This is a genomic window from Glycomyces sp. TRM65418 (assembly GCF_019710475.1).
Taxonomy (GTDB): Bacteria; Actinomycetota; Actinomycetes; order Mycobacteriales; family Micromonosporaceae; genus Glycomyces.
On sequence record NZ_JAJFAX010000005.1, the window covers coordinates 181,681 to 204,928 of the forward strand.

A 23,248-nucleotide genomic window follows, 5' to 3' on the forward strand; every position below is an offset into this window, starting at 1 on the left:
GGGCCGGTCAGCTTCCGCCTGCGGCCGTCGCGGCGGCCGTGGCGGCGATGACCGCCGCCATGACGGCCGCCTGCGCCGCGTCCACCGCCTGGCGCGTCGCCTCACCGGCCCAGGAGCCTTCGGCGACGGCTTTCAGCGCCTTGCGGGTCGGACCGGCCTTCCGGCCGGGGAAGGCGACCCGTTCGAGCCGCAAGGCGTAGACGAGCACCGCCAGCGCCGCGGTGCGGGCGTCCGCGGCCTCGCCCGCGTCGACGGCCGCGCCGAGCCGGGCGCGGGCGTCGGCCTCCGCGGCGGGGTCGTTCGGGAGGTACCGGTGGACCGGGAAGATCCCGAGCGCGGTGTCGCGGCGGTGGCGGAGCACGCCGTCGGCGACGAGCGCTGCGAGCACCGCCTGCTTGAGGCCCTTGGCGGTCCGCTCCACGACGCTCTTGGGGGCGCGGGGCTTGTCGGCGGCGATGGCGGCCAGGCGGCCGTCGAGGACCGGATCGCCCACGGGGCTCGTGTCGATGACGCGGACCTTCTTGTCCGCGACGTCCAAGCGGCCGGCCATCGTCAGCTCGAGCACGATCGCTCCCGCGAGGCCGAGCTCCAGGTGGCCGCCGGAGCGGTCGCGGCCGGTGGTGTCGTCGAAGGCGAGCAGGAGGAGTTCTTCCACAAGCGTCGTCATGGCGCCGATCCTAGTGAGCGGCGTCCCGTTCAGGCGGTGCCGCGGTCGCGCAGGCGGCCGAGCCAGTCCGCGGCGGCGGCGAAGTCCTCGTTGTCCAGGCCCGCGGGCGGCGGGACCGGCTCGTCGGAGTGGTCGCGCGGATAGGAGCCGAGGTAGCGGACATCGGCGCAGATGCGGCGCAGGCCCATGAGCGCCTCGCCCATCCGCGCGTCGGCCAGGTGGCCGGTGCAGTCGAGGAAGAACGCGTACCGGCCCAGGCCCTCGCCGGTGGGGCGGGACTCGATCCGGGTGAGGTTGATGCCGCGGATGGCGAACTCGGTGAGCACGCCCAGGAGCGCGCCGACCCGGTCGTAGTCGATGTAGACGACCAGGGAGGTGATGTCGTTGCCGCTCGGCTCGGGCGGCGCGGCCGGGCGCACGACGTGCACGAAGCGGGTCTCGGCGTTGGGGTTGTCGCCGATGTCGAAGGCCTGCACCGGGAGTCCGGCGGCTTCGGCGGTGAACGGGGCGCACACGCAGGCGTCGAACTCGCCGTCGACGACGCGCTGGGCGGCCTGGGCGGTCGAGAGCGCCTGGTGGACCTCGGCGTTCGGGAGCTCGCGGCGCAGGTAGCCGCGGGTCTGGGCGAGGGCGTGCGGGTGGGAGGCGACGGTGGCGATCGCGTCGGGCGCCTTGGGGGAGGCGAGCACGAAGGTGACCGGGAGGACGACCTCCCCGGCGATGACGAGGGGGTCGCCGCCGACGAGTTCGTCGACGGTGACGGTGACGGTGCCCTCTTGGGAGTTCTCGATCGGCACGAAGCCGGCGTCGGCGTCGCCGCGGCGCACGGCGTCGAGGACGTCGACGATCGTCGGCATCGGGGTGGTGGTCGCGCCTTTGGCGGCGGGCAGTCGTCGGAGCGCGGCCTCGGTGAAGGTCCCGCGCGGACCGAAATAGGCGAACTCCATGGCCCCACGCTAGCAAGCGCGGCGCGGCAGGGGCCGCGAGCAGGGCATCGGCTCATTCGAGACCGGGTCGCGATGAGACGGCAGTCTCACCGGAGCCCCGCCGTGGACGCACTTGTCGCCGTCACGTATGCTTGTCGGGCCCAAGCGGAATTCCGCGGTGGTCAGCCAGAGAAATCGGAATGCGACACTTGATGTCGCGTGCCAGGATCAATGTGCGCCCCCATCGTCTAGGGGCCTAGGACGCCGCCCTTTCAAGGCGGTAACACGGGTTCGAATCCCGTTGGGGGTACAGGCCAGACGCGGCGCCGGTCACACGGCGGCGACTGGTATAAATGAACAGGTCTTAGGGCCTCGAAGGACACGCAAGCGTCCGGACAAGGTCCCGTGGAGCAGCTAGGAGTGCTCGCCGCCCTGTCAAGGCGGAGGTCGCGGGTTCAAATCCCGTCGGGACCGCAATATGAAGACCCGCTGGTTCGCCAGCGGGTCTTCTTTGCCTGCTCCGCCCACAAGGGAGATTCCCTTTTCCTCAGCGGCTTCCTTTTGTCAGCGCCAGTCGTCCGGGCCGGGTTGCTGTCCGCGGTCCTCATCGAGGGCCGCGTCGTCCTGGGCGTCCTCGGGCGGGCCCGCCTCCCACGTCTCGCGCAGCGTCTCAGCGCGGACGCGGTCGTCCTCGGTCACGTGGATCTCGCCGAGGTCCGCCGGTTCGCCTCCGGCCTCCTCGGCGTACTGGCCGTCCCGGTCGTGGAGCTCCCCGGAGCGCGGGTCGGGGCCCTGCGGCCACTCGTCCGGCACCGCGCCCGGCGTGTCGGGCTGTTCGGCGGCGAGCTGCTCCTCCAGGGGCACGCCTCGCCGCTCCTCGGCCGGGGTGGTGCCGTAGTTGTCGGCGGCGCGGTAATCCTCCGCTTCGAGGATCGCGTCGACGACGGGTTCCTCGCTCTGCTCCATGTCGTCGATGTAGCTGAAGCTGTCCTGGTCTTCGGCCGAGTACGGCCTGCGGTCCGCTGCCATGGCTCCCCCTCCGTTTCGGCGGTCCCCAAGGACTACCCCGGGCCGGGGCCCGTAATCGGCCTGTCGGATTCCGGGAGTGGCGCCGTTGTACCACTGGGGCGACGCCACCGGCCGCGACCTGCGCAGACGCTCGGGACCGACCGCGCGGCGGTCGAGCGTCCGAGTGCGGCCGCCAGGGCGCGCCACCTGGACGACACCTTCGAGCACCCCCGCGGCGGCCCCGCAGCCTGCAGTGGAGGCCCCTGCCCGCGATCCGGAAGCAGGCTCGCCGCGACGGGCGCGCCGACCTCCTCGGGGAGCGTATCGGCGGCGCGGCGGACCCGCAGCCGCCCACGCGGCGCCCCGCCCGGGCGGGGTCCTCCACTGTGGTCACCCATTGTGATCTCGTGATCGCGAGCGGATTTCAAAGCGCGTTCACCACGAGTTCACTTTCTTGGTTAACCTTGTGATGTATGACGAATAGTGACCCTGTTCCACTCGTCGAGACCGGTTTGCCGCCCGACCGGTTCCTCGACCGGGAAGAGAGCTGGCTGCGGTTCAACGGCCGCGTCCTGCGCCTGGCGCAGTCCCCCGAACTGCCGCTGCTCGAACGGGTCCGCTTCCTCTCGATCTTCTCGAACAACCTCGACGAGTTCTTCATGGTCCGCGTCGCCGGCCTCATGCGCCGCCTCGCCACGGGCCTGCCCGTGCGCACCTCCTCGGGCCGCCCCCCGCACGCCGTCCTCGGGCGCATCACCCGCCTCGCGCACCAGCTGAGCCTCGAGCACGCCGAATACTTCACCGACGAGATCGTGCCGCTCCTGGCCAAGGAGGACATCGCGATCGTCCGCTGGGCCGACCTGGAGGAGGCCGAGCGGGCGCGCATGCACGAACTGTTCCGCACCCGGATCTACCCGGTCCTCACCCCGCTCGTCGTCGACCCCGCCCACCCCTTCCCGTACATCTCCGGCAAATCCCTCAACCTGGCCGTCCAGGTCCACGACCCCCGCAACGGCGCCACCCGCTTCGCCCGCGTCAAGGTCCCGGCGCTCCTCTCGCGCTTCATGGCCGTCGCCCCCGGACGCTTCACGCCGCTCGAAGACGTCATCGCCGCGCACCTCGCGCAGCTCTTCCCCGGCATGGACGTCCTCGGGCACCACACCTTCCGCGTCACCCGCAACCAGGACCTGGAGATCGACGAGGACATCACCGAGAACCTCCTCCAGACCCTCGAACGCGAGCTGCTGCGCCGCCGCTTCGGGCCCGTCGTGCGCCTCGAAGTGGAGGACACCATCGACCCGAAGGTCCTCGACCGGCTCATCGCCGAACTCGGCGTCGGCGAAGAAGTCGTCTACCGGCTCCCCGGGCCGCTCGACCTGGCCGGGCTCGACGCCATCGCCGACCTCGACCGCACCGACCTCAAGTACCCGCGCTTCCGGCCCTCCGAGAAGGTGCTCCCGCCCGACTCCGACCTGTTCGCCGTCATGCGCGAACGCGACGTCCTGGTCCACCACCCCTACGACTCGTTCACCACCTCGGTGGAGCGGCTCATCGAGGAGGCCGCCGCCGACCCCAACGTCCTCGCCATCAAGCAGACCCTCTACCGCACCAGTGGCAAGTCCCCGATCGTCGACGCGCTCATCGACGCCGCCGACGCCGGGAAGCAGGTCGTCGTGGTCGTGGAGATCAAGGCCCGCTTCGACGAACAGGCCAACATCGACTGGGCCCAGAAGCTCGAACAGGCCGGGTGCCACGTCATGTACGGGATAGTGGGCCTCAAGACCCACTGCAAGCTCGCCCTGGTCGTGCGGCAGGAAGCGGACGGGACGCTCCTGCGCTACAGCCACGTCGGCACCGGCAACTACCACCCGACGACCGCGCGCCTCTACGAGGACGTCGGCATCCTCACCACCGACCCCGAGGTCGGCGAGGACGTGAACGCCGTCTTCAACCACCTCACCGGCTTCTCCCGCGACGAGGACTTCCACCGGCTGCTCGTCGCCCCGCACTCGCTGCGGCCCGGCCTGATCGAGCGGATCGACCGCGAGATCGAGAACCACCGCAAGGGCCTGCCCGCGCGCCTGCGGTTCAAATGCAACTCGCTCACCGACGAAGGCATCATCGACGCCCTCTACCGGGCCTCCCGCGCCGGCGTCAAGGTCGACATGCTCATCCGCGGCATCTGCGCCCTGCGGCCCGGCGTGCCCGGATTGTCCGAGAACATCCGCGTCCGCAGCGTCCTGGGCCGGTTCCTCGAACACTCCCGGGTATACGTGTTCGAGAACGGCGGCGACCCGGAAGTATGGTTGGGCAGCGCCGACCTGATGCACCGCAACCTCGACCGCCGCGTGGAGGTCCTGGTGCGGGTCGAAGGCGACGCCCACCGCGCGCAGCTCACATCGCTGCTCGACCGCGGCATGGACGACGACATCCGGTCCTGGCGGCTGGGCCCCCTGGGACTGTGGACCCGGCAGACTCGAGGGGGCGACCTCCAGGAACAACTCATGCAGGAGCACCGTTGACGCAACCCGAGATCTTCGCCGCCGGAGCCGTCCTGTGGCGCCAGAGCGAGAACGGCCCCGAACTGGCACTCATCCACCGCCCCAAGTACGACGACTGGACCTTCCCCAAAGGCAAGCTCAAGCGCGGCGAGCACCTGCTCGCCGCCGCGCAGCGGGAGATCTTCGAGGAGACGGGCGTCCGGCCGGTGCTCGGCCGCCCGCTCGCGCCGTCCTTCTACGACAAAGAGGGCAAACTCAAGCGCGTCGACTACTGGTGCGCCACGGCCGCGCCCGGCGACGCCGTCGGCGAAGCGGTCGACCCGCGCGAGGTCGACGACCTCGAATGGGTGCCGCTCGCCGATGTCGCCGACCGGCTCACGTACGAACGCGACCAGCCGGTGCTCGCCGACTTCGCGCAGGACATCGCCCGCGAGACCGTGCCGCTCATCTTCATCCGGCACGCCGTCGCCCTCTCGAAGGCCGACTGGTTCGACCAGGACGAACTGCGCCCGCTCAACCAGCGCGGTCGCGAACGGGCCCAGCAGCTGGAGGTGTTGCTCGCCGCGTACCCCACGGGTGCGGCCTACAGCGCTTCGAGCGCCCGCTGCCTGGAGACGCTGCTGCCGTACTGCGCCGCCGAGGGCATCCCGGTGAGCGGCCTGCCCGAGTTCACGCCGGGCACGGCGAAGCCGGGCCAGGCCGAGGCCCGCCTGGACGAGATCCTCGCCTCCGGGAAGCCCGCGGTCGTGTGCGGGCACGGCGAGACGATCGACGAGCTGATCGCGTGGGTGAGCGGCCGCCTCGGCGCGCCGGTCCACGAGGGGCCTTTGGAGAAGGGTTCGTTCGTGGTCTTCCACACCGCCGGCGGCGAGCTGGTGGCGACCGAGCAGCACGAGTGATGTCGGCGCGGGCGGCCGGGCCGGGTGCCCGGCCGCCCGCGCTCTCCGCGGAGGAGGCGGCACTGCGGGGACCGCGCGCGGGTGGCTTCCCGCGCGCGGTCTCGGTATGGCGACGTTCGCGAATCCCCTCTGTCGCCGCCATCCCGCAGTGCCAGATGGCGTTTTTGCCATCTACTACAACACGCTCGGTCAGCGAGTCGCAACAAGAACTTCTCACCTGTGGATAACTTCGTGAGCTGGACTTTTGTTGCCTGGTGCAGGCCTGTGGACGGCGTCAGCGGGCCAGGCGGACCGTGTCGAGGAAGATGCCGCCGCCGCGGAACACCAGGTACAGGTCCTGGACGCCCGCGGCGCCGGTGAGCGGCGCTTCGACGTCCACGAAGGCCTGGAGGTCGCCGGTCTTCGGGACCGCGACCTCGCCGAGCAGCCGGCCGTCGGGGGCGCCGGCGCGGACCTCGACCACCGGGTCGGCCAGGTCGGCCCAGTCCGCTCCCGTGGTGGCCGCGCGCAGGTGGATCCCGCTCGCGCCGTCCAGGACCGCCTTCGTGAAGCCGACATACGCGCCCGGTCGGCGCGAACCGGTCGAGTGGTAGCCGCCCTCGCGGGCGACCGTGTGCAGCTTGGAGACCTCCCAATAGGTGAGGCCCTCGGCGATCGTGGCCTTCTCCCAGACATTGGCCGTTTCGGACAGGTCGAGGTCCGCGACGGTCTCGCCTCGGAGGCGCACCAGCGCCTCGGGGCCTTCGCCGCCGACGCCGAGCCTGATGCGGTAGTCCCCGGTCTCCACGATCCGCTCCCCGCGCACCACGTCCCATACGAACAGGTCCTGCGGATCCACTTCGATCGCGACCCGGCGCGTCTCGCCCGGGGCGAGGTCCTTGACGCGTGTGAAGCCCGCGAGCTGGGCGTTCGGGACCCGGTCGCCGTAGGCCGATGCGGTCGCGCTCGCGAAGACCAGCGCGACCTCGTCGGAGGTGCGCTCCCCGGCGTTGCGGACGTCGAACGCCACCGTGAATGGGGAGCCCGCGTCGGCCTCGGCCGGGACCTCCAGGCCGCTGTACTCCACAGTGGTGTAGCTGAGGCCGTGTCCGAAGCCGAAGACCGGTTCGGCCTTGGAGTAGCGGTAGGTCAGGCCCGCGCTGATGACGTCGTATTCGAGCATGTCGACCTCGTTGACCCGGTACGCCCCGGCCTTCGGGCCCGGTTTCGGCAGTGAGGCGGTGTCGGCGAGCCAGGTGGAGGTGAGGCGGCCGGCGGGCGCGTAGTCGCCGACGAGGGCCTCGGCCAGCGCGGTCCCGGCGGCCTGGCCGGCGTGGGAGCTGTAGAGGATCGCGGCGACGTTCGGGTCGGCGGCGATGTCGCCGATCGCGAGCGGGTAGGCGGCGACCACGACGACGACGGTGCGGCCGGGTTTGGCGGCGGCGACCTCGCGGACGAGGTCGGCTTGGCGGGGGGCGAGGTCGAGGCCGGGCCGGTCGAAGCATTCGCGGGCGTTGATGAGCGGGTGGTTGCCGACGAAGACGACCGCCCAGTCGGCTTCGGCCGCGACGGCGGCCGCCGCGGCGGGGCCGTCCTCGACGAGTGTTTCGGTGAGGAGCGGTTCGGCCGGGCCTTTGGCGAGGGGCAGTGAGCGGTCTTCGGCGAGGCGCACGTGGAAGGGCCCGTCGGGTTCGGAGGGGACGTGGTTCATGCCGAACAGCTCGACTTTGCCCGTTTCGGCGCCCGGGGCGGGGTGGTAGTGGAAGTTCTGGAAGGTGAACCAGGCGTTGGCGTCCTCCATCCGCTCGTCCTTGGCGAGGAGGACGGGGCCGGTGCCGCCGCCGGACGCGCCGGCCTGGTTGGCGAAGGTCGCGCCTTCGTCGTTCTCTTCCAGCAGGTTGGCCGTGACGAACGTGCCGGTGGCGTGGTGGCGGAACATGTACTGGTCGTGCGCCCAGTCCCAGACTTCGAAGGTCTCGGTGTCGCCGGGGGTCTCGGCGCGGGCGACGAGGGCGCCGCTGTCGGCGACGTTCACGTATTTGCCGTCGGCCTCCCAGGCGACGGTGTCGTTGCCGCTGTGGAAGGTCACCTGTGCGGCGCCGAGGCGTTCGCGGAGGGCCTGGAGCGGGGTGACGCGGCGTTCGTCGGGGACGAGGGGGCTGTAGTAGTCGCGGAGGTTCAGCTCGGCGAGGGGGCCGAGGACGGCGATGCGGGCCGTCTCGGGGAGCGGGAGGGCGGCCTGGTCGTTCTTGAGGAGCACGAGTTGTTCGCGGGCGGCTTGGAGGGCGAGTCCGGTCGCTTCGGGGCGGTGCTGGGGGTGCGGGTCGGGTTCGATGCGGTTGTAGGCGCAGGCGTCGCCGTCGAGTTTGCCGGTGCGGACGAGGAAGTCGAGCCAGTCGCGGACGGCGCGGTCGACGTGGTCCATGGTGAGGCCGAAGAGGCCGCGGCGGACCGCTTCGGCGGCGTCGGCGACGAAGGGCAGGTCGGAGCCGTCGTGGAAGTGGCTCTGCCCGGCGAGGAGCATGAGCCCGGCGGCGTAGACGCCGGTCTCGTCCTTGTCGATGTCGCGGCCGGCTTCGGCCGCGAGGGCCTTCGGGTAGGGGACGTCGCCGCCTTCGGGGGTCTCCCAGGTGTCCCAGACGGCGCCCTTGGTGGTGTTGAGGTTGACGCCGTCCCAGCCGTCGGGGAGGAAGAAGAAGCGGCCGTCGGTCCACTCGGTGCGGAGGGTGTCCATGATGGGCGAGATGATGGAGGGCACGCCGTTGACGAGGTTGTAGGCGGTCATCGCGCCGTGGACCGCGCCGGCCTCGACCGGTTTGCGGTAGGGGACGGCCTGGTATTCGTGGAGCGCGCGGACGCCCATCGAGGCGGAGCCGCGGTGGCGGTGCCATTCGTGGTTGTAGCCGAGGAAGTGCTTCATCTGCGGGAGGATGCGCACGTAGGCGGGGTGGCGGCCGCGCAGGCCCCAGGCGTAGGCGGTGGTCATGGCGGCGACGTGGAGGGGGTCTTCGCCGAAGCCTTCCTCGAAGCGGCCGGCGAGGGGGTTGGAGCGGATGTCGGCGACGGGTCCGAAGCCGGCGTAGACGTCGGTGTCGCGGGCGCGGGTCTCGTGGGAGACGACTTCGCCGATGCGTTCCATCAGTTCGGTGTCCCAGGTGGCGCCGAGGCCGATGGCCTGGGGGAAGAGCGTGGCGTCCGCGTGGTGGCCGGAGCCGTGGAGGACCTCGTTGAACTGGTTGCGGAGGGCGGGGAGGGTGTTGCCGTCGGCGAGGAGGGTCTCGGGGACGCCGTTCAGGCAGGCGAGTTTCTGCTCGTCGGTCATGAGGGCGAGGATCGCCTCCACGCGTTCGGCGACGGGCCGGTTGGGGTCGAGGTACGCGGGAGCGCTCATGCTTGTCCGATCGGTCGGTGGCAGGTCCCATGACATTACGACGGACGACCAGACAAATTCAAGCGGGTATGACGTACGGCGCGGTGGGCGGCGTGGGGGCGAGGTGCTGCGGCGCCGTGCCCCGGGGGGCAGGTGTGGCGGCGCCGGGGGTTTCCTGGTTCAACGCTGCCGCAGGGGCGGGACGGTCGACGACGCGGGGGCGGTTCGGTCTCGTTCGGATTGCTGACCGGTCCCCGAAGTCGGGTGGGTCGCGACACAGCGGCCCCGGTGCGACGGCGGCTCGGGGGTGGCCGTTCGGTTGCGTTCTGCGTGTTCCGGTGGGCGAGCGGGGCTCGCAACGGGGGCGGCCGGTCTCGGTCCGGTTGGTTACGATGCTCGTCATGAGCCCCGGCCCCCAAGGAACTTCGCTCGGCGTCGATTTCGGCACCTCGCACACCATTGCGGTGGTCCGCCGTGCCGACGGGAGCCTGCGGCCGCTGCTCTTCGACGGCGCGCCCCTCATGCCCTCCGCGGTGTGCGCCGACGCCGACGGCGGCCTCCTCGTGGGCCGCGACGCCGTCCACGCCGGCCGCCGCCACCCCGAGCGCTTCGAACCCAACCCCAAGCGCCTCATCGACCGCCCCTCGACCCTGCTCGGCGTGCGCGAATTCCCGATCGCCGACCTCATCGCGGCCGTGCTGCACGCCGTCGCCGAGGAATGCCGCCGCGTCGTCGGCCGCCCCTCGCAGGTCACGCTCACCGTCCCCGCCGAGTGGGGGCCGGGCCGCCGCCAGGTCGTCGAGGACGCCGCCGCGCGTGCCGGGCTCGGGCGGGTCCGCCTCGTCCCCGAGCCGGTGGCCGCCGCGACCTACTACGCCGAGTCCCTCAAGCACCGCATGGCCGTCGGGTCGTCCATCGTGGTCTACGACCTCGGGGCGGGCACGTTCGACGCGAGTGTCGTGCGCCGCACCGACGACGGTTTCACCACGGTGGCCCTCGACGGCCGCAGCGACTTGGGCGGCTTGGACATCGACGCGGCGCTCGTGGAGCATCTCGGCCGGACCTACGGGGACCGGGAGGGCTGGAAGCGGCTGATGCGCCCGACGACGCTCGAGGAGCGCCGCCACTTCCTCGACTTCCAGGGGGAGATCCGCGGCGCGAAGGAGCGCCTCTCGCGCCACCAGCAGTCCGACTTCGCGATCCCCCTGCTCGGCGTCGAGGCGCACCTGACCCGCACCGAGCTCGAGGCCGTCGCCAGGCCGCACCTGGAGCGGACCATCGAGGTCACGCAGGCCGTCATCCGCGCCGCCGGGCTCGACGTCGCCGCGAGCGCGGGGGTGTTCCTCGTCGGCGGCGCCAGCCGCATGCCGCTCGTGGCGACCATGCTGCACCGGGCGCTGGGGTCGGCCCCCACGGTCCTCGACCAGCCCGAGATCGTCGTCGCCGAGGGGAGCGTGCTGTGGCAGGCGGGCTCCTCGGAGCCCGCCCTTGCCTCGCAGCGGACGCCGCAGGCCGCCGCGTTCGCCGCGCCGCTGACGCCCGCCGCGCCGGTGACCCCCGGGCCGGTCTCGGCGACGCCGCCGACCGTCGGCCCGCTCACGCCGGCCGAACCGCAGGCGCCGCCCTACCGGCCCTCGCCGCCGGAGCCGCACGACGCGACGGGGCGGCGGCCGAGCCCGGCGCAGGCCCTCCCGCCGCAGGCCCGCCCGGTCCCGACGCCGCCCCGGCCGCAGGCGGCGGTGGGCGGCGACGACGCCGACCCGCCGGAACCCCCGCTGACGGAGGCGGAACGCCGACGCCGCAAACGGATCGGCACCCGCGCGGTCGTCGCGATCATCCTCGTCAACGCGCTCGTGATCGCCGGTCTCGCCTGGCACTTCGGCCGGGACGGGGGCCAGGGCGAGGAGGACTTCTACGACTACGTGCCGCCCTCGCTGGTCCTGAACTGGGGCGCCAACGAGACGGGGACCCTGGTCGCCGAGCTCACCGGCGCGCACGAGGAGGCCATCGCCTCGCTCACGACCGTCGAGACCGACGATGGCGCCTTGCTGTTCTCGGCCGACGCCCAGGGCACCATCCGGTCGTGGTCCATGGACACCGGCGCCATGGTGCAGACCTACCGGGTCTCGGCCGGGGTCGACTCCCTCCACTCGACGTACGGCTCCGACGGTTCGCCGATCGTCGTCGCCGTGGACCACGATTACGCCGCCCATGTGTGGCGTCCCTCCGCGTCGACGTTCGAATACGCGGGGATGCCGGAGCTGGCCGAGAGGGGCGACGTGGGCCGGCTCAGCGTGGGCACGTTCATGGACGCGCCGACGCTCGGTCTCACGAACGACACCCGGATGGAGCTGTTCGACCTCGAATCGCGGACCTCCCACGGGGTCCACGCGATTCCCGAGCACGGCGGCTGGGCGGTCTTCTACACGGCCGAGGACGAGCTCCATTCCGCGGTCGCGGTGCATCCCGACCACATGCTCATGGACATCGACGCGGAGAGCGCCCAGATGCTGGCGCCCCTGGAGGACACCGGCCAATGGCCCCAGGACGTCCGGGTGGGGGCGTTGAAGGTCCTCTACCAGGGGGGCATGCCGCACGCGATGGTCCTCGGCGAGGACGGGATCCTGTACTGCTGGGACCTCTCGTCCTATGCGCCTTCGCTGGGCCCGATGCCCTTCGACACCGACTTCGCCAAATTCCACGACGAGATCGTCGATACTGCGGAGGGCCCGTCGATCCTGTTCACCGACGTGGACGGCGGCGGGTGGCTCAAGAGCTTCGACACCGAGGAGACGATCCCGCTCAGCCGCAATGACGCGGCCGCGTTCACCGAGCTGGGGACCGTCGACGTCGACGGCACTCGCGTCGCCGTCACCGGCGATGCGGCCGGCAACATTCAATTCTGGAGTCTGGGACTGTGATCTTCCTGGTCATCGCGGCGGTCATCATCGCCGCCGCCACCGCGTACACCATCTGGGCCATGGGCCAGGAGCGCCGGATCGAGACCACCGCGCATCTCGACGCGCGCGCCAACGAGGTGTGGGCGGTCCTCGCCGACTTCCCCGCCTACGGCGAGTGGAATCCGTTCATCACCGAGATCTCCGGTCTCCTCGCCGAGGAGGAGCGCCTCGAGGTGGCTTTCAAGCAGGTGTCGGAGCAGCACCCGGACGGCAGGACCACCCGGTTCCGGCCGCGGATCCTGCGCGTCTCCCCGGCCCGGCAGATCCGCTGGCTCGGGAAGCTCGGCCCCGGGGGCCTGTTCGACGGCGAGCACTACTTCGTGCTCGAACCGCAGAGCGACGGCACCACGGTCCTCATCCACGGGGAGCGTTTCACCGGGGTGCTCGTGCCGCTGATGTCCTCGGTCCTGGACGACACCGAACGCAACTTCACCGCGATGAACCAGGCGCTCGCCGCGCGTTTGAAGACCGTCGAGGCGTGAGCCGCGCCGCGCGGGACGCGGCCGGCCGGCAGTTGTGGAGACGCGCGTGCGCGCCGCGGCTCGATGCCGCGGCGCGCCGGGTCGTGCAGGGTCCGAGCGCCGGGAGCGGCCCGCGCCCCGGGGGCGTGGACCGCTCGCCGTGTGCGCTTTTCCGTGCGGCTTAGAGCAGGCCGGCGCCGGCCAGCTCGGTGACGCCCGCGAGGGTGTCGGTGGCAGTGTCGGCAACACCTTCGGAGGTGGTGTTGCCGACGAGGCCGCCGACGACCGGGACGCCGTCCACGGGGAGCGCGCCGGTGGCGCCGCTCACCGTGTCCAGGCCGGGAACGGCCGGGAGCATCTCCTCGTTGACGTCAGCGCCGGAGGACTCGGTGGTCGAGTGCTCCTTGTGGCTGTGGTGGTGACCGCCGTCGCCGGGGATCTCCGCGTCCGAGCCGCCCTCGCACGAGGCGCTGGCGCTGCCGAGGATCGCGATGGCGTTGCCGCACACGTTGATCGGGGCCTGGATCGGGGCGAAGAGCTGGTTGCCGTTGCCGAGGCCGATGTTGTCCTGCGTGGTCAGGTCGCCCGCGCCGTTGTACTCGGCGGACGCGCCGCCCTCGCAGGCGGCGTCGGAGACGCCGCCGACGGCGATGGCGTTGCCGCAGGCGTTGACCGGGGCCTGGATCGGCGCGAGCAGCTGGTTGCCCGACAGCGCGCCGATGTTGCGCTGGGTGGTGGTGTCGGATTCGGCGTGGCGGCCGGACTCGGCGACGGTGGCGTTCGAGCCGCCGGTGGACCAGCTGTTCGCGATCCCGCCGACGGCGGCGGCGATGCCGCTGACCTCGGTGGGGACCTGGATCGGCGCGTACGCCTGGTTGCCGTTGCCGAGACCGGTGTTGTCCTGCGTGGTCAGGTCGCCCGCGCCGTTGAACTCGGCGGACGCGCCGCCCTCGCAGGCGGCGTCGGCGGTCCCGAGGACCGCCGCGGCGATGCCGCAGATGTTGATGGGCGCCTGGATCGGCGCGACGACCTGGTTGCCCGACACGGCGCCGACCTGGTCCTGCGTGGTGACGTCAGGGCCCCAGGCCTGGGCGGTGCCGACGCCGGCGACGAGGACGGCCCCCGCTGCGACGAAACCGGTCTGCGCTGTCTTGCGTGCCCATGAGTAGTTCACGAAGTTCACCTTTCAGGGAAGTGGTTCTTGCTGTTGCATCACGTATCCCCCGTGAAGCTCCGTGGCTCCAATGGCTGGTCGCGTCCGGCGGGCTGGGTCCTGCCTGGACGGGGTGCATTGAAACCGGGAGAGTTTTCCTTGCTCGGTCGGTGGGCCGCCCGGGCCGGCGCTCACGCCGGCCGTTCGAGGCGCCGTGGGGCGCGCTCGCGCGGACCGTTCGCGAAGCCGCGGCGGTGCACCGCCGCGACGTTCGCGGAGTCGTTCGCTTCGGACCCGGGCGGGCCCATCGACCGTGGTCGTGCACGGCGCGCCTGGCGGAGCGCGCGCCGCGTCGGGTTCTGAGCCGTCGCCCTAGAAGGGCAGCGGGAGCGGCAGACCGCCGCCGAGGTCCGAGAGCAGATCGCTCACGGGGTTGCCGGCCGGAGCCTCGTCGTCGTCCTGGTCCTTGACCTGGTCGGCGACCTTGTCGCGCTTGGCCTCGGCGCTCGCTCCGTCGGGCATCAGAGCGCCGACGCCGGGGATCGAGTCGACCGGGACCGCGTTGAGGCCGGGCACCTTGTCGGTGACGCCGCCGGCGAGGCCGGTGACCGTCTCAGGAGAGACCGGGAGCCCCCCGAGGGCCTCCGGAGTCGCCATGACCAGGTCGCCGGTCGATTCCGGGGCGACGGTGTCGTCGGCCTGAGCGGCCGACCCCGCGATCAGCAGAGCCCCCGTGGCGAGGCCTCCGACGAGGCCCGCCGTACGCGCAGTGCGCATCTTCATCTGCTTTTTAGCCTTTCTCCGTACCGCACGGTGCTGGTCGACGGCTGGGGAAGCAGCACGAATCGACCGCCGTGCGGTGCAAGATCGCTGAATTGTCCGTGGTTGACCAGCGGCTCGGGGCAGTGCGCTCGCCGTTGGGACGCGCGCTCCTGCCGTCTGCGGTTCTCAGCCGCGACCGAGCCGGCTGGTTCGCCGGCGGATCGAGAACCGCGCTCGCTGTCCGGTGGGCCGGTGACACTCCGACCCGGTCGCGTCGGGTTGGTGACGCGACCACTCTGACTAACTGGAGAGGCTGGGGCGCGGTTACGCCCAGACGCGAAGAAACTCGAAAATATTGCGATGTTGCGCCGTCGAAATGCGTAGATGACTCATATGCCCGGAGGCAAAGCGGGACAAAGCCCCGCATAAGGGCCGGGCCTGCTCAGCGGGCCTGCTTCTGCTGCTGCCGGGCTTCCCAGATCATCGCCGTGATCACCAGCGCCGCCCCGAGCACGGTCAGCAGGATCGGGCCGAGCACCTGCCCCGAGGGGCCCTGCAGCGCGTGCGACTCCGTCTGCCACGGCCACAGCGACCGCAGCGAGCCGATCATCAGCCCGGCGAGGACCGCCATCGTCACCTGGCGGCGGTGGTGCAGGAGCCACTGCAGGAGCTTCACGAACGAGCCCAGGCCGATCATCGCGCCCAGCGCGAAGACCCCGATGAACGCGAAGTTCCGGTCGTCGATGGCGTGCTGGACCGGCACGTACAGGCCCATCGCCAAGAGCACGAACGAACCCGACACGCCCGGCAGCACCAGGGCGTTGATCGCGATGGCCGCGCCGATGAACACCAGCCACAGCGGCGGCCGGTCGATCTCCGCCTCGGGCAGGCCGGTGAGGAGGAACGCGGCCACCGCGCCGACGACCAGCAGCACGCCGTCGACCACCCGGAACCGGTCCGGCATCATCCGCAGCGGCACCGCGATCGAGATCAGGATCATGCCGAAGAACAACGCCCGCATCGGCACCGGATGCGACTCCAGCAGCGGCGCGATCGTCTTGAGCGACAGCACCAGCACCACGCCCATGCCCGCGAGCACCGGCACCAGCAGCGGCCAGTCGACCGCCTTGAGAGCCCTGAGGCCCGGCCCGGCGCCCTCGCGGCGCGCCACCCCGGTGACCAAGGCGCGCAAGGCGTGCAGCAACTCGCTCGCCGCGTCGATCAGGTGGTCGTACAGGCCCACGATCAGCGCGATCGTCCCGCCCGAGATGCCCGGCACCGACTCGGCGGCGCCCACCAGCCCGCCGCGGAACGCGTTGAACGGCGCGGTGCGCCACGGGGTCCTGCGGCGCGGCACGGCACCCGCGGGGTCGAGGGGGACCGGGCCGTCGTCGGTGCTGCGGTAGATCGTCACGCCGTCAGCGTATCGGGCTCACCTTCGCCCCCGCCTCGGTCGTCCGACCGAGTCCGCGCCCCCGCCTGGGGCCCTTCGGACGACTCCCGCGGCCGGGTGTCGCCCGGCGTGCGGAGCCGGTCCATACTTAGTGGTAATTCCGCGCTTCCCACGGCTCGCACGCTCGGTGCCGGGCCGTTCATCGCTCAGCGGAACGCAGGTGAAGGGGGCTTCGATGAGTCGCACGGTCGGGCCGTACGAAGATGTCGCGACCGTCCGCGTCGAAGGCGCCTACGAGCTGTGCGACGGCCGGGACGAGAACGGCCGTCCCGTCCAGATCCTCACCCTCGGCGCGACCTCCTCGAAGGACCCGGCCCGGCGCGGCCTGCTCTCCGACACCGTCGCCTGGGCCTACGCCACCGCCGGGCCCGAGGACGCCCCGATCCTGGTGGCGGACCTGGACGCCGAGCAGCCCTATGTGGTCGTCCTGCGCGACGCGCGCCTGCGCGGCGCCGACCGCATCATGGACCGGCTCCTGGCCCTCGGCCCGGCCACCGGGCCGCTCCCCGTGGGGCCCGCCGCCGCGGCCCAGCGCGCCGCCCACCAGCTGGCCGCCGCGCAGCGGTCCGCGGCCCCCGCGTCCCCGGGCGGCCCGACCTCCCCGCCGATGTCGCCGGCCGCGACGAGCGGCCACGGCGCGTTCCAGTCGCCGCCCGTCGTCATGATCGCCCCGCCGAAGAAGCGCTCGCAGGTCAAGCCGATCCTCATCGGCATCGGCTCGGTCGTGGTCATCCTCGCGCTCGTCGTCGGCGTCTGGGCGGTCCTGTCCAACACGGACTCGGACGAGTCGGGCGATTCGGTCACCCAGGTCCCCGACAACGCCGCCGTCGACGAGGTCTCCCAGCCCCCCGCGGAGGAGGGCGAGGAGGCCGACGCCGGAGACGAAGTGCCCCAATGGGACCCCGAGGCCCCGGAGGAGCGCGTCGGCGGCTCCCTCTTCGAGGAGGGCGACGCCGTCAGCACGATCGCCTACCAGAACTGGCCCTTCGCCTTCCGGATCCCCGACGACTTCGAATGCGCCGAGAACGGCCGGACGACGGTCTGCACCGCCGAGGACGACTCGCGGATCACCATCGGCTGGGAGGACTGCTCGGGCGAGTGCCCCCGCGCCGTCCGCGAGGCGCTGCGCGAGGCCCTGCCCTACCAGCCGCTGGTCGAGCTCGGGAACGGCGAGGTCGCGTACGCCGAGCGCACCCAGGTGTACGGGCGCTGGCGCGGCTCGCTGAGCGTGTTCGCGACCGGTCCGCAGGGCGCCTTCCACGCGTGGGCGAGCGCCGACGTGACGACCGAGCGCACCGACCAGGGCTGGCAGGTCTTCAACGACGTGCTCAACCAGGCCTTCGCCAAAGCCGAGCAGTAGGGCGCGCTCCCCTCGCCGCCGGGCGCGCTCGCGGCGCCTCGCCGCTCCCGCGGCAGCGCCGGGCCCCGGTGCGCGGTCGGGGCGGCTAGCCCGCCTCGCGCGCGTCCCAGCTCGCCAGTGCGGCGGCGACGACCTCGGGGGAGGCCGGTGCGGGCTGGGGGATGGCGGGGCCGAAGGCGTGCTGGACGAGCAGTTCGGTGTACAGGTCGCTGCCGTAGGAGCGCAGGAGGTTCTGGGCGGCCTCGCGTTCGTCGTCGCCGAGGCCGGCGCGCAGGAGCATGGGGTATTCGAACTGGCCGATCTGCGCCATGCCGGAGGGCGGCTGGCGTTCCTCGCCGCCCGCGGCGTTGGCGGCGGCGACTTCGGGGGCCGACATGACGGGGACGCCGTCGGGGGTGTGCCCGTCCGCGCCGAACATGATGATCCACATGAGACTGGCGGCGTGGCCGCGGGGGTCCTGGAGGGCGACGTCGGCTTCGTCGGGGAGGATCTGGTCGGTGCTCTCGCCGGCGGGCAGGGCCATGCCGACCGCGGAGGTGGCGGTGGACTCCTGGAGGACGTCCCACTGCTGGGCGGCGCCGGTGTCGGGGAGGTCGCGCCACAGGGCGGTCTCGGGGATCCAGACGTGGGCGTCGGTGACGGCGTTGCCGGTGACGGCCTCGACGGTGATGTCGGCGCACACGTCGGAGCCGCGGGAGGGGGCGCCGCCGCCGGCGGCGACGAAGTCGTCGAGCATGGCGGCCATCTCGGGGGCGGCGGCCACGCGCAGGTCCACCTCGGTCCCGCAGGACTGGACGTGGGCGATGGCGGCGTTGAGGGTGTAGGCCGTGACCGGCGCGAAGACGGCGAGCAGGGCGACGCCGCCGAGGAGGCGGCGGCCCTCTTTCGAGAGGCGCCCTCTTCTGCGATGCACACCGGCCATGTGACGAGTGTATGACGTGGCGCGAACCCAGTCGAGTTCGCTTTTTCAGTTATCTGTTGAGGACTGGGCGTCACCGCACGTCAGGGCCGCTGTCTCCCACCGGTTTTCGGACGCGGCCGGACGCGCGCGGCCGACCTGGGCCTCACCGGTCGGTCGGTTCCGGTGCGGCGGGTCGGCCGTCGGCGTCTCGTGCCTTCAGCGTCGCCGGGGGCGGCGCTTGGGCGGGGTCAGCAGGTCGGCGACGACGCGCATCGTCTCGGGGACGAGGCGGAAGTACGCCCACACACCGCGCTTGTCGCGCTCGACGACCCCGGCCTCGGCCAGGATGCGCAGGTGGTGGCTGACGGTCGGCTGTGAGAGCCCGAGCGGTTCGGTCAACTCGGCCACGCAGGCCTCCTGCTCGGGAGCGGCCTGGATCAGGCTGATGAGCTGGAGGCGGTTCGGATCGGCGAGTGCTTTGAGGACACCCGCGATGCGCTCGGCGTCGGATTTGGAGAGCGCTTCGCCGCTGACCGGCGAAACGGGCGCCTCAGCCTCGACGGTGACTCGCACCATGATCGTGTTCCTTCCGGATTGGTTCCAGTCGGATCTGGACACGGCCGCACTGCCATTAATCCAGTTCCAACCCTGAATATGCCCTCGCGGTGTGGCCGGGCGGTAACGACGACGCTTCCGGCTCGCAAAGGGTTTCGGTTCCTTCGGATCGCCCGGGCTGCACCAAGGCTCGGATCGATCCACCGCCGAGATTACGCCTGCGCCGCCAGCGGGTCCACCGCTGGCGCTTGATCAGTTTGCAGGCCACAGGGACGGCTGTTCAGTTAATAACACACTACCTGGAGTTATATCTAGAGTCAGCTATATTTAAGCGGTTGCCGCGGCTCGGATGAGACCCGGTTCACGCCGGCATATCGATCGACGTCCCACTATATAGAACGTCCTTGATCTATGGAGCTTACCGCGTGGCCGCCAGGATTGCCGGGCATCAATGTTTCGAGACCGTTACATGCGCTTGAGAAAGCACACATCCGCGGGCACGCCGAAGGACGGGACCGCGGCGGCCCCGTCTCGGGAAATGGTCTTCGGAGGGCGGTCCGCGGCGCTCAGGCGTGCGGTCGGGCCGTCGAGTCGCGCTCGATGAGCCCGGCGTCGACCAGGAGCTCCTCGGGGTAGCCCTCGTCCTCGACCAGGGCCGCCTCCAGGGCCTTGACGCCCATGTCGTGCAGCGGCAGGGCGACCGTGGTGAGCGAGGGCGTCAGGTCGCGCACGATCGGGATGTCGTCGAAACCGGCGACCGAGACCTGCTCGGGGATGCTCACCCCGCCCTCGCGCAGGGCCGTGCACAGACCCGTCGCCTGGACGTCCGAGGTGACGAACACCGCAGTGGGAAGCCGGTCACCGTCGAGAAGGGCCTGCCCGGCCCGGTACCCGCCGTCGCGGGTGAACGCCGCCGGGACGTGGACGACCTCGGCCTCCTCGGGCAGCGCCGAGAGGAACCCCTCGCGGCGCTCGCGCACCACCTGCAGCTGCTCGGGCCCGGCGACCAGGGCGAAGCGGCGGTGCCCCAGATCGGCCAGGTACCGCGCGAGCGAGGCGGCCCCCTCGCGGTTGGCCGGGCGCACCACGCGCCCGGGCAGGCCCGGCTGGCCCACGCTGACCACGGTGGCGCCCAGTTCCAGCAGGTCCGAGAGGTGCTCGGAGAGGCGCTGCTCGGCGGCCTTGTCGGTGGTCCGCGAACCGGCCACGATCACCGCGCGCGGCCGGTAGCCGCGCAGCGAGTCGAGGTGCTGCACCTCCGAGTCGGGGTCGATGCCGGTGTCGGCGATGAGGACCCGCACGTTCCGCCGGGCGGCCTCGGCGAGGACCCCGCCGGCGATCTGCCCGAAGTAGGGGTCGGTCACGTCGTGCAGGAGCAGGGCCACCGTCTGGGAGGTGGCGCGCGCGAGGACCTGCGCGCCCACGTTGGGGGCGTAGCGCAACCGGCGTGCCGCCTCGCGGACCCGCTCGCTGAGCTGGTCGCTCACCCGGTGCGGGGAGCCGTTGAGCACGCGAGAGGCGGTGGCCACCGAGACGCCGGCGGCTCGGGCGACATCGGCCAGTCGGGCCGGTTGTTTGCGTTCCATCCCGCTGAGGCTACCCATCTGCGGAAAGCGCTGCTCAAGCGGTCCGGAGCCGCCGTTCCCTCCACACTCGCCAGACAACGTACGCCACAGCGGCAACGCCGACGCCGGTGGCGGCCACGGCGAGCGGGTTCGGCCTCGGCAGCGGCTGGCGCAGGGCCACCGGCCGCCGGAACGCCAGCTGCGGCCACCCCTCCTCCTGCGCCAGGCGGCGCAGGCCCCGGTCGGGGTTGACCGCGCGCGGGTAGCCGACGGCCCGCAGCATCGGCTCGTCGGTGATCGAGTCGGAGTAGGCGAAGGACACGTCGAGGTCGACGCCCCGCTCGACCGCGAACTCCTTGAGCGCCTCGGCCTTCGCCGGCCCCGCCGCGTAGAAGGCGATCTCGCCGGTGTACCGGCCGTCGTCGCCGATCTTCATCCGCGAGGCGATGACGTCGGTCGCCCCGAGCATCCGCCCGATCGGCGCGACCATCTCCTCACCGGAGGCGCTCACGAGGACGACCGCCCGACCCGCCGAGCGGTGCGCCTCGATGAGCGCGGCGGCCTCCGCGTACACCGACGGGGCGATGAGCTCTTCGAGGGTCTCGTTCACGATCGACCTGACCTCTTCGGCCGGCCACCCGCGCGAGAGCTGCGCGATCTGGTCCCGGGTGCGCGCCATCTGCACCTCGTCGCCCGAGCCGCCGAGCCGGAACAGCAGATGGGAGTAGGCCACCTTGAGGACGTCGCGCCGGGCCAGCAGGCCGCCCTGGTAGAGCGGGCGCGAGAAGGCGAGGCTGCTGGCCTTGGCGATCACGGTCTTGTCGAGGTCGAAGAAGGCCGCGCCGGGCCGCGCCTGCGCCCCGATGGCGCGTACCGGCGCGTCCGGTTCGAGCGAGAGTGCCGATGAGCCGCTGATCGGCTCCGCTGCGTTCATGCCGCCAGTCTAAACAGCGGGACAACCCCGTTTCGACCACTTGTCGCAGCCGATGCGCCGGGCCGTGCGACCTCGGAATGTCGGCGCCGCGCCGTAGGCTGGCGCCATGTCGAAGAGCCAGCGAATCGCCTACGCCTGCGGCGCCTGCGGCGTCCGCGTCCCCAAGTGGGTCGGGCAGTGCCCCGACTGCGGCGAATGGGGATCGATGGAGGAGACGGCGGCCCCGCCGCGCCAGAGCGTCGGCGGCGGCGGCTCGGCCGCACCGAGCGCGCGGCGGCCCGCCAAGCCCGCGATGCGCATCGGCACCGTCTCCGCCGCGCAGGCCGCGAGCCTGCCCACCGGCATCGGCGAGTTCGACCGCGTCATGGGCGGCGGCCTCGTCCCCGGCGGCGTCACGCTCATCTCCGGCGAGCCCGGCGTCGGCAAGTCCACGCTGCTCCTCGAGGTCGCCCACCGCTTCGGCGAGGCCGGGTACGGCAGGGCGCTCGTCGCCACCGGCGAGGAGTCGGCCGCGCAGGTGCGCCGCCGCGCCGACCGCACCGGGTGCCTCTCCGAAGAGCTCTACCTCGCGGCCGAGACGGACCTGGGCGCGGTGCTCGGCCACGTCGAGGACGTCAAGCCCTCGCTGCTCATCCTCGACTCCGTGCAGACCGTCATCGCCCCCGACACCGACGGCGTCCCCGGCGGGGTCACGCAGGTCAAGGCCGTCGCCAGCGCGATCACCGCGGAGGCCAAGGCGCGCGACATGGCGGTGATCCTCGTCGGCCACGTCACCAAGGACGGCGGCATCGCCGGGCCGCGGGCCCTGGAGCACCTGGTCGACACGGTGGTCCACTTCGAAGGCGACCGGCATTCGATGCTGCGGCTGCTGCGCGGGGTGAAGAACCGCTTCGGGCCGGCCGACGAGGTCGGGTGCTTCGAGATGACCGAGGACGGCATCATCTCGCTGGCCGACCCGTCGGGGCTGTTCCTGGACGACGCGCCGACCGAGCCGACGCCGGGCACGTGCGTGACGGTGACGATGGAGGGCCGCCGGGCGGTGCCGGTGGAGGTGCAAGCGCTGCTGGGGAAGTCGGTGAAGGACGGCGCGATCCCGCGGCACACCGTGTCGGGTCTGGACCAGGCGCGGTTGAACATGGTGCTGGCGGTGCTGACGCGGCGCGGCGGGATGCGGCTGCTGGACCGGGAGGTGTACGCGACGACGATCGGCGGGATCCGGGTGCGCGAGCCCGCGGTGGACCTGGCGCTGGCGTTGGCGCTGGTGAGCGCGGAGCAGGAGATCGCGGTGAGCGCGGACCTGGTCGCGATCGGCGAGGTGAGCCTGACGGGCCAGGTGCGGCGGACGGTGAACGCGGACCGGCGCATCGGCGAGGCGGCGCGGCTGGGCTTCAAGACGGCGATCGTCCCGAAGGGATCGGTGGCCGAGCGGCACCGGGGGATCGAGGTCGTCGAGGTGGAGACGATCAACGACGCGAAGCGAGCGGCGGCGAGGACCTGGGCGAGGAGAGGCTGAGCGGAATCGGCCGGCGCTGACGCCCGGGCCGTCGCCCTGCACGGGCCGGCACGATCGCCCTCGCGAGCCTCGGATCCGGTCGGCGCCGTCTCCTCGGGAGGCCCAGCGCTGACGTCCGGGCATCGCCCCCGCGCGACTCGGCCGGGGCAGTGGCCATCCCCTTCGCGAGACCCGGCGCGGCGCGGGCCTCGGCGACCGGTCCCGGCACGGCCGGGGCCGCCGCTGCCGCGGACCGGCGTGATCGGCCACTGTCGACGGTGTGTGACCGGCGCCTCGGGGGC

17 protein-coding genes and 2 tRNA genes are annotated in these 23,248 nt (G+C 72.1%); 8 read left to right on the forward strand and 11 right to left on the reverse strand.

Features of this window, described 5'->3' with window-relative positions; all coding sequences use genetic code 11:
* Positions 1-7 precede the first annotated feature (7 nt).
* Positions 8-667: a GPP34 family phosphoprotein gene (locus K3N28_RS13165; RefSeq protein WP_228092995.1), complete on the reverse strand. Its 660-nt coding sequence runs from the start codon at positions 665-667 to the stop codon at positions 8-10.
* Between the two features lie 29 nt (positions 668-696).
* Positions 697-1,614: a prephenate dehydratase gene (gene pheA / locus K3N28_RS13170; RefSeq protein WP_228092996.1), complete on the reverse strand. Its 918-nt coding sequence runs from the start codon at positions 1,612-1,614 to the stop codon at positions 697-699.
* A 216-nt stretch (positions 1,615-1,830) separates the two neighbouring features.
* On the opposite strand from pheA, the gene K3N28_RS13175 reads away from it, so the two are divergent.
* Positions 1,831-1,903: transfer RNA gene (locus tag K3N28_RS13175), tRNA-Glu, on the forward strand.
* A gap of 89 nt (positions 1,904-1,992) precedes the next feature.
* Positions 1,993-2,067: transfer RNA gene (locus K3N28_RS13180), tRNA-Asp, on the forward strand.
* Between the two features lie 90 nt (positions 2,068-2,157).
* Here the strand turns inward: K3N28_RS13180 and K3N28_RS13185 are convergent.
* Positions 2,158-2,622, reverse strand: coding sequence for a hypothetical protein (locus K3N28_RS13185; protein WP_228092997.1), 465 nt, complete (start codon positions 2,620-2,622; stop codon positions 2,158-2,160).
* Between the two features lie 452 nt (positions 2,623-3,074).
* Between K3N28_RS13185 and K3N28_RS13190 the strand changes: the two genes are divergently transcribed.
* Both K3N28_RS13190 and K3N28_RS13195 read left to right on the forward strand, forming a co-directional pair.
* On the forward strand, positions 3,075-5,123 hold the full coding sequence (locus tag K3N28_RS13190; RefSeq protein WP_228092998.1) for an RNA degradosome polyphosphate kinase: 2,049 nt from the start codon (positions 3,075-3,077) through the stop codon (positions 5,121-5,123).
* Positions 5,120-6,001 carry an NUDIX hydrolase gene (locus tag K3N28_RS13195; protein WP_228092999.1) on the forward strand — a complete coding sequence of 294 codons (882 nt, stop codon included), beginning with the start codon at positions 5,120-5,122 and terminating at the stop codon, positions 5,999-6,001. Before K3N28_RS13190 ends, K3N28_RS13195 begins: the two co-directional genes overlap by 4 nt.
* 274 nt (positions 6,002-6,275) lie before the next feature.
* Here the strand turns inward: K3N28_RS13195 and K3N28_RS13200 are convergent, their stop codons facing one another.
* Positions 6,276-9,371, reverse strand: a complete 3,096-nt coding sequence (locus K3N28_RS13200; RefSeq protein ID WP_228093000.1) for a glycoside hydrolase family 3 protein — start codon at positions 9,369-9,371, stop codon at positions 6,276-6,278.
* 380 nt (positions 9,372-9,751) lie between these two features.
* Between K3N28_RS13200 and K3N28_RS13205 the strand changes: the two genes are divergently transcribed.
* Positions 9,752-12,271, forward strand: coding sequence for an Hsp70 family protein (locus K3N28_RS13205; protein ID WP_228093001.1), 2,520 nt, complete (start codon positions 9,752-9,754; stop codon positions 12,269-12,271).
* The gene (locus K3N28_RS13210; RefSeq protein WP_228093002.1) at positions 12,268-12,792 is read left to right on the forward strand and encodes an SRPBCC domain-containing protein; all 525 of its coding nucleotides are present in this window, start codon (positions 12,268-12,270) and stop codon (positions 12,790-12,792) included. The genes K3N28_RS13205 and K3N28_RS13210 overlap by 4 nt, the downstream gene beginning before the upstream one ends.
* Before the next feature lie 160 nt (positions 12,793-12,952).
* Here the strand turns inward: K3N28_RS13210 and K3N28_RS13215 are convergent, their stop codons facing one another.
* The 3 genes from K3N28_RS13215 to K3N28_RS13225 all read right to left on the reverse strand — a co-directional run bounded on the left by K3N28_RS13215 (position 12,953) and on the right by K3N28_RS13225 (position 16,100).
* Positions 12,953-13,945 carry a chaplin family protein gene (locus tag K3N28_RS13215; RefSeq protein ID WP_228093003.1) on the reverse strand — a complete coding sequence of 331 codons (993 nt, stop codon included), beginning with the start codon at positions 13,943-13,945 and terminating at the stop codon, positions 12,953-12,955.
* A 351-nt stretch (positions 13,946-14,296) separates the two neighbouring features.
* Positions 14,297-14,701 carry a hypothetical protein gene (locus tag K3N28_RS13220; protein WP_228093004.1) on the reverse strand — a complete coding sequence of 135 codons (405 nt, stop codon included), beginning with the start codon at positions 14,699-14,701 and terminating at the stop codon, positions 14,297-14,299.
* Positions 14,702-15,128: 427 nt separating this feature from the next.
* Complete coding sequence (locus K3N28_RS13225) at positions 15,129-16,100, reverse strand: DUF368 domain-containing protein (protein WP_228093005.1); 972 nt, start codon at positions 16,098-16,100, stop codon at positions 15,129-15,131.
* Positions 16,101-16,314: 214 nt separating this feature from the next.
* On the opposite strand from K3N28_RS13225, the gene K3N28_RS13230 reads away from it, so the two are divergent.
* Entirely contained in the window at positions 16,315-17,499 is a 1,185-nt protein-coding gene (locus tag K3N28_RS13230; protein ID WP_228093006.1) for a hypothetical protein, read from the forward strand.
* Between the two features lie 85 nt (positions 17,500-17,584).
* On the opposite strand, the gene K3N28_RS13235 is transcribed toward K3N28_RS13230, so the two are convergent.
* The 4 genes from K3N28_RS13235 to K3N28_RS13250 all read right to left on the reverse strand — a co-directional run bounded on the left by K3N28_RS13235 (position 17,585) and on the right by K3N28_RS13250 (position 21,454).
* On the reverse strand, positions 17,585-18,421 hold the full coding sequence (locus K3N28_RS13235) for a hypothetical protein (protein WP_228093007.1): 837 nt from the start codon (positions 18,419-18,421) through the stop codon (positions 17,585-17,587).
* 195 nt (positions 18,422-18,616) lie between these two features.
* Positions 18,617-18,976 (reverse strand): helix-turn-helix transcriptional regulator, encoded by a 360-nt coding sequence (locus K3N28_RS13240; RefSeq protein ID WP_228093008.1) that lies wholly within the window; start codon positions 18,974-18,976, stop codon positions 18,617-18,619.
* Positions 18,977-19,521: 545 nt separating this feature from the next.
* A complete protein-coding gene (locus tag K3N28_RS13245; RefSeq protein WP_228093009.1) occupies positions 19,522-20,541 on the reverse strand; it encodes a LacI family DNA-binding transcriptional regulator in 1,020 nt (339 codons plus the stop codon).
* A gap of 34 nt (positions 20,542-20,575) precedes the next feature.
* The gene (locus tag K3N28_RS13250) at positions 20,576-21,454 is read right to left on the reverse strand and encodes an HAD family phosphatase (RefSeq protein ID WP_228093010.1); all 879 of its coding nucleotides are present in this window, start codon (positions 21,452-21,454) and stop codon (positions 20,576-20,578) included.
* Between the two features lie 106 nt (positions 21,455-21,560).
* Here K3N28_RS13250 and radA point away from each other — a divergent pair, with 106 nt between their 5' ends.
* The gene (gene radA, locus K3N28_RS13255; RefSeq protein ID WP_228093011.1) at positions 21,561-22,967 is read left to right on the forward strand and encodes a DNA repair protein RadA; all 1,407 of its coding nucleotides are present in this window, start codon (positions 21,561-21,563) and stop codon (positions 22,965-22,967) included.
* Positions 22,968-23,248: the final 281 nt, after the last annotated feature.